Origin of the sequence: uncultured Limnohabitans sp. (assembly GCF_937889215.1) — a bacterium.
GTDB lineage: Bacteria > Pseudomonadota > Gammaproteobacteria > Burkholderiales > Burkholderiaceae_C > Limnohabitans_A.
Window position 1 is genome coordinate 1 of sequence record NZ_CALBEX010000007.1, and the last position, 10,773, is coordinate 10,773.

Annotated in this window: 9 protein-coding genes; 6 read left to right on the forward strand and 3 right to left on the reverse strand. The window is 60.0% G+C overall.

What is annotated here, in order from left to right; all coding sequences use genetic code 11:
• Positions 1-102: 102 nt before the first annotated feature.
• On the reverse strand, positions 103-822 hold the full coding sequence (locus Q0341_RS00200; protein ID WP_299509681.1) for a SapC family protein: 720 nt from the start codon (positions 820-822) through the stop codon (positions 103-105).
• Positions 823-965: 143 nt separating this feature from the next.
• Here Q0341_RS00200 and Q0341_RS00205 point away from each other — a divergent pair, with 143 nt between their 5' ends.
• Positions 966-1,322: a helix-turn-helix domain-containing protein gene (locus Q0341_RS00205; protein ID WP_299509684.1), complete on the forward strand. Its 357-nt coding sequence runs from the start codon at positions 966-968 to the stop codon at positions 1,320-1,322.
• 467 nt (positions 1,323-1,789) lie between these two features.
• Here Q0341_RS00205 and Q0341_RS00210 read toward each other — a convergent pair whose 3' ends face one another.
• Together Q0341_RS00210 and Q0341_RS00215 are read right to left on the reverse strand one after the other, a co-directional pair.
• Positions 1,790-2,713: an MBL fold metallo-hydrolase gene (locus Q0341_RS00210; protein WP_299509686.1), complete on the reverse strand. Its 924-nt coding sequence runs from the start codon at positions 2,711-2,713 to the stop codon at positions 1,790-1,792.
• Positions 2,710-4,395, reverse strand: a complete 1,686-nt coding sequence (locus Q0341_RS00215; RefSeq protein WP_299509687.1) for an AMP-binding protein — start codon at positions 4,393-4,395, stop codon at positions 2,710-2,712. Before Q0341_RS00215 ends, Q0341_RS00210 begins: the two co-directional genes overlap by 4 nt.
• Positions 4,396-4,556: 161 nt before the next feature.
• Here Q0341_RS00215 and Q0341_RS00220 point away from each other — a divergent pair, with 161 nt between their 5' ends.
• The 5 genes from Q0341_RS00220 to glyS form a co-directional block, all read left to right on the forward strand.
• Entirely contained in the window at positions 4,557-5,309 is a 753-nt protein-coding gene (locus tag Q0341_RS00220; protein WP_299509689.1) for a GNAT family N-acetyltransferase, read from the forward strand.
• A gap of 71 nt (positions 5,310-5,380) precedes the next feature.
• On the forward strand, positions 5,381-6,313 hold the full coding sequence (locus tag Q0341_RS00225; protein ID WP_299509691.1) for a CBS domain-containing protein: 933 nt from the start codon (positions 5,381-5,383) through the stop codon (positions 6,311-6,313).
• A complete protein-coding gene (gene lnt, locus Q0341_RS00230) occupies positions 6,310-7,878 on the forward strand; it encodes an apolipoprotein N-acyltransferase (protein ID WP_299509693.1) in 1,569 nt (522 codons plus the stop codon). Before Q0341_RS00225 ends, lnt begins: the two co-directional genes overlap by 4 nt.
• A gap of 122 nt (positions 7,879-8,000) precedes the next feature.
• On the forward strand, positions 8,001-8,906 hold the full coding sequence (gene glyQ / locus Q0341_RS00235) for a glycine--tRNA ligase subunit alpha (RefSeq protein ID WP_299509696.1): 906 nt from the start codon (positions 8,001-8,003) through the stop codon (positions 8,904-8,906).
• 11 nt (positions 8,907-8,917) lie between these two features.
• Positions 8,918-10,773 (forward strand): glycine--tRNA ligase subunit beta (gene glyS, locus Q0341_RS00240; RefSeq protein ID WP_299509698.1); only part of this gene is annotated, 1,856 nt, incomplete at its 3' end.

Consider the following 10,773-nt stretch of genomic DNA (forward strand, 5'->3'; position numbering starts at 1 on the left):
GAACCGACAAGCGAGGCGATAAAGGTCCTGCTAGCGACGCAAACTGTATTAAAGCTGCGCCCATTAAAAACGCCAAGCCGTGAAAGACTGAGCGCTTCATATTTATGTGGCAGCAGCCGTTTTCTCATCTTGCAGTTTCACCAAGCGCTCAGTTTGCGCCAGTGAAATCAAATGGGCATACAAAGGGGCCAGGTAGTTCTTGCCCTTTATTTCCAAGAACCGGTCGTCAGACAAATTGTTCAAGCGCTCTTCGTTGACCACATAGCAGCCTGATAAATTTTTCACTTTGTCGTTGTCACGCACCCGCATGTTCAGTGGTGTGAACATGTTGTTGGCTGCTAGAAATTTGCAAAAACCTTGCGTTAAAAAATCCATTTGCTGCAGTTCACCCAAGTAACGCTTGACGTTTTCAATGACTTGCGTTGGATCGCCTTGTTCGTCGAATAAAGCCGCACCGTCTGTATCAGAAACCAAATCGCTGGCTTCGTCGAGGCAAACCACATACTGGTCATCTTTGCCGCTGGGGCTCAATGCAAATGGGTAGCGGCGGATGATCGCCGGCACATAAGATGATTGCCATTTGCCATCGGCTGCAACAAACAGGTTTTCACCTGCATTCAAACCCATCAGTGCAACAGGGCGAAACTCGTCTTTGATTTTGTCTTCAAGGAAAACAATGGGAAAAATGGAAGCGGCACGAACAAACTCGTGCATGGTGACGTAAGCAATGTGGAACTCAGACGCAAAGTTAAAGTCAGCAATGTCTTTGATCTTTTTGCTGGCATGACGTTCTTTGTTAACGGGGACAACTTGTTGAAACACGTGCAATCCTTAAAATTAAAGCAGGAGATGAGAGGTTACAATTCTCGAACATGCCCATGATATTAGCAAATTTAAAGTTAAAAATTACAAATTTGTTATTGGCAAGAAAATCTGTTTCCGAATTAGCAACCCCACCATAGGCAATGACAAGAAAACTCGATGACGTGATGGCTGCCTTGCCCAAGGCCCGGCGTGAGCGTATCGAAGCTCGTGCGATGGAGTTGGCCACATTGAAGGACTTGCGCCAAGCTGCGCAGCAAACCCAGGAACAACTGGCTGCGGCCCTGGGTGTTGGACAAGACACCATTTCCAGATTGGAAAAACGCAGTGACATGCTGCTGTCAACGCTTCGCCAATACGTAGAGAGCATGGGGGGCGAACTCAACCTCGTGGCGCAGTTCCCCAACCGGCCACCAGTGGTGATTGAGCACTTGGGCGCTGAGCCTGTGGCGCGCAAGAAATCTAGCGCCAGCGCGCGCCGTGCCCGTGCGGCTGCTTAGCAGACCCGGTGGGGCACGCTGTCGCCATGGCGCGCAATCAGCAGTATTCAGGAATCTTCATTGGTAGCGATAAGTTAGCAGCTCCCTTCATATTTCTGGTTGCCACCAATTCATAAACCCCAACTCTTCTGAGGTGGGTTTTTTTTACGACCGTTGGCGCGGGTGTCAGTGGTTGTTGCGGGTTTGCGCGTATTCTTGCGGACTTCGCGTTTCGCATGCTCTGGACGTCCTGAGCCACTATCTCCTCAGCGTTGGCGCATTTTCTCCGGGATCTCTCAGTTCAGGGCGGGGCCGAAGTCCACAAGAAGTCCAAAGGCACCATCTTTTGTTCCAACAAAATCAACTTGTGTCGTTAACTGTCGAACTCGGGGTGCCAAGGTCGAGGTTGCGAGTCCGACTTTCGTTTCCCGCGCCAATCGCACGCGTTGTTACCCGCAGTGGTCCGCAGACCTTCGTTGGCTTGCACCTCAAGCGTCGTGCAACACCCCGCCCAGCTCTTGCATGGCCCCGCTGCGGGACAGTTCGGCCAGCATCATGTCGAGCCAGACTTGCACGCTGTGGCCTTGGCCAAAGCGTTGGTGCAGCTCGCGCATGTAGGGCACATTCATGGCCCAGGCGCTGAATTCGGCTTTGGAGATTTGTCCCCATTCGAGCAGTTTGAATTTGAGCAGCACCTTGGTGCCGTAGCGGGCATGCCGTTCGGGGTTTTTCGCAAAGCCTTCGAGTTTGCTGCGGGCCAGGGCCAGTGCAGGGGCCACTTCGGTGAACACGGCGCCGTGCCCCGGGATGATGGTGGCGGGGTCTAACCGCTCGATCAGGTCCAGGGTTTGGGCCACTTCGTCAAAGGCGTCGATGCCGACCAGCTCCGGAAACACCACGCCAAAACCGTTTTGCCAGAGCGCATCGGCCGACATCAGCAAGCGGTGCTCGGGCGCAAACAAGATGACCGAATGCGGATCGTGCCCTGGGGCGGCGTGCACTTGCCAGTCCATGTCGGCCCAGCGGTGGGTGCTGCCTAGTTGCAGCAATCCGGTGAAGGCAAAAGCGGGGCAGTTCTGGCCTGTGGGTTGGTAGCTCAACTCTTCTTCGCGCCAATGCTGCACCGCTTGCGACAGGCCCGGTGGGATCCAGGTTTTCAGGGCCGGGTACTGCGCTTGCAGGGCCTGGTTGCCGCCGCAGTGGTCGCTGTGCAGGTGGGTGTTGGCCAGTTGGTCCAGAGCGCGGCCTTGCAGGGCGTGGCTGACCAAGGACAGGGTTTGGGCTTGGTGGGTGACGTAGCCGCTGTCGACCAAGGTGGTGCTGTGCGCGTCCAGCAGCAGCACGTTGTTGGCCGACAACCAGCCGCGCTCAAATACGTGCACACCCGGTGGCAGGGCGCTGTGTGGCGTCATTTGGCGCTGCGCAGTTCGCGGCGCAGGATTTTGCCCACGTTGGATTTGGGCAGCTCATCACGGAACTCGATGTATTTGGGACGCTTGTAGCCGGTGAGTTTGTCGTGGCAAAACTGGGCCACAGCCTCTTCGGTCAGCATGGCATCGTTGCGCACCACAAAGACCTTGATGGTTTCGCCCTGCATGCTGTTGGGAATGCCCACGGCTGCGCACTCGACCACGCCGGGGCAGGTCGAGATGACGTTCTCTAATTCGCTGGGGAAGACGTTGAAGCCGCTGACGATGATCATGTCCTTTTTGCGGTCCACGATGCGGGTGAAGCCTTGCGTGTCCATGATGCCGACATCGCCCGTGCGCATGAAGCCATCGGCGGTGAAGGTTTTGGCGTTCTCTTCTGATTGGTTGAAGTAGCCGGTCATGACGTTGGGGCCACGGATGCAGATTTCACCCGAGCTGCCCACCGGCAGGCTTTGGCCCTCGTCGTCCTTGATGGCGATGTCGATTCCCGGCAGCGGCAAGCCGATGTTGCCGCTGAAGGTCTTTTGAGTGACCGGGTTGTTGGTGCCGATCGCACAGGTCTCGCTCATGCCCCAGCCTTCGATCATGGCGCTGCCGGTAGCCGCTTGCCAATGCTGGGCCGTGCCTTCGGAGGCGGCCATGCCACCCGCCTGGGTGAGCTTGAGCGACGAGAAGTCGATGGTCTTGAACATAGGGTGCTGCATCAGCGCGTTGAACAGCGTGTTCACCCCGGGCAGCACATGGAAGGGGCGCTGCTTGAGAACTTCGATGAACTTGGCAAAGTCGCGCGGGTTGGGCACCAGCGTGATGAAGGAGCCTTGGCGCATGGCCAGCAGGCACAAAGTCAGCGCGAAGATGTGGTACAGCGGCAGGGCGGCGATGCTGTTGACTTTGCGCAGATCACCTATCTCTGCCAAGGCCGGAGAGAACCAAGCCTCGGCTTGCAAGATGGACGCCACCACGTTGCCGTGGGTCAAGACGGCCCCTTTGGACAAACCGGTGGTGCCGCCCGTGTACTGCAAGAACGCGGCGTCGTCCATGGTTTGCGCGGCGGGGCGCAGGTTCATCGTGCGCCCTTGGGCGAGGGCTTTCTTGAAGGGGGTGACCGTCCGCCCTGCCGTCAGAGGCAATTCGAACGGGGGCACCATTTTGGCCAGGTGCCGCACGGCAAAGCTCATCCAGCGGCCGTACCAGGGGCCCAGCAAATCACCGATGGAAGCCAGCACCACATGCTGCACAGCGGTGCGCTCGATCACATCTTGCAAGGTGGCGGCAAAGTTCTCCAGGATCACGATGGCCGTGGCGCCGGAGTCCTTGAGTTGGTGTTCCAGCTCGCGCGCTGTATAGAGGGGGTTGACATTCACGCAGGTGTAGCCTGCCCGCAAAATGGCGGCCATGGTCACGGCAAATTGAGGCAGGTTGGGCAGCATGATGGCCACCCGGCTGCCGGGCTCCAGCCCTTTGCTTTGCAACCAAGCGCCCATGGCGGTGGACAACTCGTCGAGCTGTTTGTAGCTCATCCAACGGTTCATGCAGACCGAAAAGGGGCTGTTGCCCTGTTCACGGAAAGACCGTTCGAGCAAGTCGGTCAGGCTTTTGTATTGGGCGGTATCGATGTCGTGGGGCACACCGGGCGGGTAATTTTTGAGCCAGATACGTTCCATGCGGTTGTCTCCTGATAGATGTGCATTGTCACCAGCTCTGGTTCTGGTCGGCATGGGGCAAGTCCTGAGTGGGCGTCATGGCGGTCTCACAGGCGACAAAACCGGGGCTTGAGCAGATCGGCGTAAAGGGTGCAGAATGGGTGTTAACCCTAGGCTTTGCCATGACCAAACCCCTGAAACTTCGAACTTTTAAATTAGGCGAATACCTGCGGCGGCTTTGGCGTCGCTGGTGGGGTGTGGCGGAAAGTGCCCCTGCACAAGCGCCTGGCCAGGGGCCGACGCCACCACGTTGGGTGCCGATCCGTTCACTGTCACCCCGTCACAAGCTGCGCGTCGCGCGCCATTTGCAGGCCCTGCCTGCCGCAGACCGCTACTTGCGTTTTGGCTATGCCGCCACCGATGAGCAAATTGACCGGTATGTGCAGGGCCTGAATTTTGAGCGGGATGAAATTTTTGGGGTGTTCAACCGGCGACTGGCGCTGGTGGCTGTGGCGCATTTGGCCTATTCGGTCGATCCGCAATGGGCCACTTGCGCCGAGTTTGGCGTCTCGGTGTTGCCGCACCAGCGTGGCAAAGGCTTGGGCGCCCAGTTGTTTGGCCACGCGGTCATGCACGCCCGCAACCAGGGCGTGAACCTGTTGTTCATCCATGCCCTGAGCGAGAACGTGGCGATGCTCAAAATCGCCCGCCACGCGGGGGCTGTGGTGCAGCGCGACGGCAGCGAAAGTGAGGCCTATTTGTCTTTGCCACAAGCCACCTTGGACAGCCAAATCAATGGCCTCATGCAAGAACAGATGGCCGAACTTGACTACCAGCTCAAAATGCAGGCGCACCAGTTTCGCGAGTGGCTGGTCATGGTTCAAGAGATCCGCCAAGGGGTGCGTGATGCCCGCCACCATGCGCGTGGACCTTGATCGGGGGCCGGGGCTGTGAATCCGCTATCCTTGGCCTTTGCTAACAGCAGCATGTCCTGCACCCGTTGACCGTGTCTGACCCTTACCCTGCGCGCCAAGCCGAGCGCGAAGACAAGCGGAGTTTTCTGCAAAAACTGGCGGAATTCATCCATCCCGGCCCTGATTCGGCCGCTGAGCTGATCGAGACCCTGGCCGGGGCCGAGGACAACCACATCATCAACGCAGAAAGCCGCTTGATGATCGAGGGTGTGATCCGCATGGCCGACATGACGGCTGGCGATGTGATGCTGGCCGCCCCCCGCATGGACTTGCTTAACATCGAAGACCCGCTGGATCAGTTGATGCACCAGGTGATTGACACGGCCCATTCGCGTTTCCCGGTGTACGAGGGCGAGAAAGAAAACATCATCGGCATTTTGTTGGCCAAAGACCTGCTCAAGCTGCAGCGCGCCCCCGAATTGAACATCCGTGCTTTGTTGAGGCCGGCGGTTTTTGTGCCCGAAAGCAAGGGCCTGAATGATTTGTTGCGGCAGTTCCGCGACAACCGCAACCACTTGGCCATGGTGATCGACGAGTACGGCCGCACGGCAGGGCTGATCACCATTGAAGATGTGCTGGAGCAGATCGTTGGGGAGATCGAAGACGAGTTCGACATCGCCGACGAAGCAGGGGACATTTTTGGCTTGCCTGACGGCAGCTTCCGTGTCGGCGGCGACACCGCATTGGAACGGGTCAGCGACGCCTTTGGCGTGAATTTGCAGCAAGCCCGCGAAGGTGGCGACGACGGGCATGACTTTGACACGCTGGGGGGCTTGATCGCTCACGAAATGGGGCATGTGCCGCACCGCGGCGAAGAGTTCATTTTGGCGGGCTTGCGCTTTGTGGTGTTGCACACCCGAGCGGGTGCCGTGCGTTGGTTCAAGGTGTCGCCCGTGCCTACCGAAGCCAGCGCTCTGCCTGATGGACCAAATGCCTCGACGCCGCCCCCCGGGTCTGCGGCATGAGCGGTGACCGCGTGCGTGGCCTTGGGTTCCAAACCCTTTGGCCTGCATGCGCAGGGGCCGCGCAGGCCGCAGCCATCGCTTTGCCCGGCACAGGCCAGGCGCAAGGCTGGTTGCAGGTCCTGAGCCTGACCCTGATGGCCGCGGGCTTGGCCAGCAGGGTGCGCAGCCAAGCCTCGCGCGGTCGGGGAGCTTCGCTGCGGCAAGCTGCTTGGTTTGGCGGCGTCTTTGCCACGGCTTGGTTGGCGGGTTGTTTTTGGTGGCTGTACGTGTCGATGCACGATGTAGGCGGCTTGCCAGCGCCTTTGGCGGCGCTGGCTGTGTTGGCGTTGGCGGCGGCGCTGGGGCTTTATTACGCCGCCGCGTCGGCCGTGTGGGTGGCCGTGGCGCGGGGGCTGGTGACGGCTAGTCCCGGACTGGCCAGCGCCTTGTTTGCAGCCTTGTGGACCTTGGCAGAACTCATGCGGGGCCAATGGCTGACGGGGTTTCCCTGGGGGGCGGGCGGTTACGCGCATGTGGATGGCGTGTTGGCGGCCTGGGCGCCTTGGGTGGGGGTTTACGGGGTGGGGGCCATCGCAGCTTGGCTGGCCATGCGGCTGGCGCTGGCCGGTTGGCGTCGGCGAGCGTTGAAGCCCCTGTTGGGGGTGTTGGCCGTCTCTTGGGGGCTGCAGGCTTGGGGGCCGGTGTGGACGACCTCGGCCGGCATTGGGCAGGTGCAGTTGCTGCAGGCCAATATTTCACAAACCGACAAGTTCCAAGCGGTCAGCGGCGTGCGTGACGCGCTCCAGTGGTACGACGCACAGTTGCGCGCCAGCCGCCAAGCCTTGGTGGTGGCCCCAGAGACCGCCATTCCGGTCTTGCCACACCAGTTGCCAGACGGCTATTGGGACAGTTTGCAGCAACACTTTGCGCAGCCACAACGGCCCATGGCCTTGGTGGGCGTGCCCTTGGGCAGCCTGACCGACGGTTACACCAACTCGGTGATGGCCTTGGGCCCTGAGGGCACGCCGCCTTACCGCTACGACAAGGCGCACCTGGTGCCCTTTGGCGAGTTCATGCCACCCGGCTTTGTGTGGTTCATCCGCATGATGAACATCCCCTTGGGCGATTTCAAATCGGGTGGATGGGACCAGCCATCGCTGGCCTGGCAAGGCCAGCGCCTGGCCCCCAACGTTTGTTACGAAGACCTGTTTGGCGAAGAACTGGCCATTCGCTTCAAGGACTCGGCCGCCGCTCCAACAGCCTTGGTGAATGTGAGCAACATCGCCTGGTTTGGTGACACCTTGGCGGTGGACCAGCACCTGAACATCTCCCGCATGCGGGCCATGGAGTTGGGGCGGCCCATGCTGCGCGCCACCAACACTGGGGCCACGGCCATCATCGACCACACCGGGCGCGTGACGCACCAGCTGCCACGCTTTACCCGGGGCAGTTTGACCGGGACCTACGACGGCCGTCAGGGTTTGACGCCTTTTGCCTGGTGGGCCTCAACTTGGGGTTTGGGGCCTTTGTGGGGGCTGTGCTTGGCGGTGCTGGTTTGGGCTGTCTGGCGTCGGCGGGCGGTGTGAGCTGCGCCCGCACCGACGAAAACCCAAGTTTTGAATTGCAAAGACCGTAAAATCAAGGGTTCGCGCAAGCCCACTGCGCCCACTCAACCCACAAGCCAGTTTTGCGCTGGCTGCCTGAGTCCATGTTGACCTTCCAGCAAATCATTCTCAAACTTCAGCAATACTGGGACGCCCAGGGTTGCGCCTTGCTCCAGCCCTACGACATGGAAGTCGGCGCGGGCACCAGCCACACCGCCACGTTTTTGCGCGCCATTGGCCCCGAGCCGTGGAAAGCCGCTTATGTGCAACCCAGCCGCCGCCCCAAGGATGGCCGCTACGGCGAAAACCCCAACCGCTTGCAGCACTACTACCAGTACCAAGTGGTCCTGAAGCCCGCGCCCAGCAACATCCTCGAGTTGTATCTGGGTTCGCTCGAAGCGCTGGGCTTTGACCTGAAGAAGAACGACATCCGTTTCGTCGAAGACGACTGGGAAAACCCCACGCTCGGCGCTTGGGGGCTGGGCTGGGAAGTCTGGCTCAACGGCATGGAAGTCACGCAGTTCACCTACTTCCAGCAAGTCGGCGGCATCGACTGCAAGCCCATCACCGGTGAGATCACTTATGGCCTGGAGCGCTTGGCCATGTACCTGCAGGGCGTGGACAACGTCTACAACCTGAAGTGGACCGACACCCTGAGTTACGGCGACGTGTACCACCAAAACGAAGTTGAGCAATCGACCTACAACTTCGAGCACAGCGATGCCGAGTTCTTGTTCACTGCTTTTGGTGCGCACGAAAAACAAGCCCAACACCTGATCACCCAACAGCTGGCGCTGCCTGCGTATGAACAAGTGCTCAAGGCCGCGCATTCTTTCAACTTGCTGGACGCGCGCGGCGCGATCAGCGTGACAGAACGCGCCGCCTACATTGGCCGCATCCGCAACCTGGCCCGCAGCGTGGCGCAAAGTTATTACGAAAGCCGCGAACGTCTGGACTTCCCGATGGCACCGCGTGAATGGGTTGCCCAAATGCCCAAGAAAGCCGCGTGAGGAAGAAAGACATGACGACACAAAATTTGCTGGTTGAATTGTTCGTAGAAGAGTTGCCGCCCAAGGTGCTCAACAAGTTGGGTACGGCGTTTTCGGGCGTATTGGCCGAACAACTCCAAGCCCAGGGCCTGGCCGCTGCCGATGCGGTGGTGACCGCGTTTGCCTCGCCCCGCCGCTTGGCCGTCCATGTGACCGGCGTGCTGGCGCAGGCTGCTGACAAAGCGGTGCAACAAAAGCTCATGCCCGTGGCTGTGGGCCTGGACGCGGCTGGCAACGCCACCCCCGCGCTGCTGAAAAAACTGCAAGCCTTGGGGGCGGATGTGAGCGATCCGGCCGCTGCCGTGGCCGCCCTCAAGCGCGCCCCAGATGGCAAAGCCGAAGCCTTGTTTTACGACAGCATCGTTAAAGGCGCTTCGCTGCAAGCGGGCCTGCAAAAAGCGCTGGAAGAAGCGCTGGCCAAGTTGCCAATTCCCAAAGTCATGCAGTACCAGCTGGAGACCGACTGTGAGTTGCCCGGCTGGAGCAGCGTGAACTTTGTGCGCCCGGCGCACAGCCTGATCGCCTTGCACGGCTCCACCGTAGTACCGCTCAAGGCGCTGGGCCTCACGGCTGGCAACAGCACACAAGGTCACCGCTTTGAGGCCAAAGTCTCGCCTTTGGTGCTGCAGCATGCCGACCAATACGCCGAGACGCTGAGGAACGACGGTGCGGTGATCGCCAGTTTTGCCGAGCGCCGCGCCGAGATCGTGCGCCAGTTGCAAGCGGCTGCTGCCAAGGTGGGCGGGGGCGCCCGCCCGATTGAAGATGAAGCGCTGCTGGACGAAGTGACCGCGCTGGTCGAGCGGCCCCATGTGCTGACATGCCAGTTCGAGACCGAGTTCTTGGGTGTGCCGCAAGAGTGCCTGATCCTGACGATGAAGGCCAACCAGAAATACTTCCCTTTGATTGATGCATCGGGCAAGCTGACGAACCGTTTTTTGGTGGTGAGCAACATCAGCCCCGACGACGCGTCGTTTGTGATCGGTGGCAACGAGCGCGTGGTGCGCCCGCGCCTGGCCGATGCCAAATTCTTCTTCGACCAAGACCGTAAAAAGACGCTCGAATCGCGCGTCGAAGGCCTGTCCAAAGTGGTCTACCACAACAAGCTGGGCACCCAGGGCGAGCGCATGGCGCGCGTTTGCGCCATCGCCAAAGCCATTGGTCAGCAAGTGGGTGGCGATGCGCTGGCGGCGCAAGCCGAGCAGGCCGCCCGCTTGGCCAAGACCGATTTGCTGACCGACATGGTCGGCGAGTTCCCCGAGCTGCAGGGCATCATGGGGGGCTACTACGCCCGCCACGACGGCCTGTCCACCGAAGTGGCCGAGGCGATTGAAGACCACTACAAACCGCGTTTTGCGGGCGACGACTTGCCACGCAACCAAGTGGGTCTGGTGGTGGCGCTGGCCGACAAGCTCGAAACCTTGGTGGGCATGTTCGGCATTGGCAACGTGCCCACGGGGGACAAAGACCCGTTTGCGTTGCGCCGCCATGCCTTGGGCGTGATTCGCATGCTGATCGACAAAGACTTGGCCTTGGTTCTGCCCGAGTTGTTGGCGCTGTCTGTGCCCGTGTTCGGCGACAAGATCACCAACGCGTCGAGTCCCCTGATCGACTTCATTTACGACCGCCTGTCTGGCAGCCTGCGCGAGCAGGGCTTCAGTGCGCAAGAGGTCGACGCTGTCATGGCCTTGCGCCCCGCGCGCTTGGGTCAGGTCAATCAGTTCCTGTCGGCTGTTCGCGCTTTTGCCGCCTTGCCCGAGGCACCTGCGTTGGCCGCTGCCAACAAGCGCATCGGTAACATCCTGAAAAAAGCCGGTGAGGTGGATGC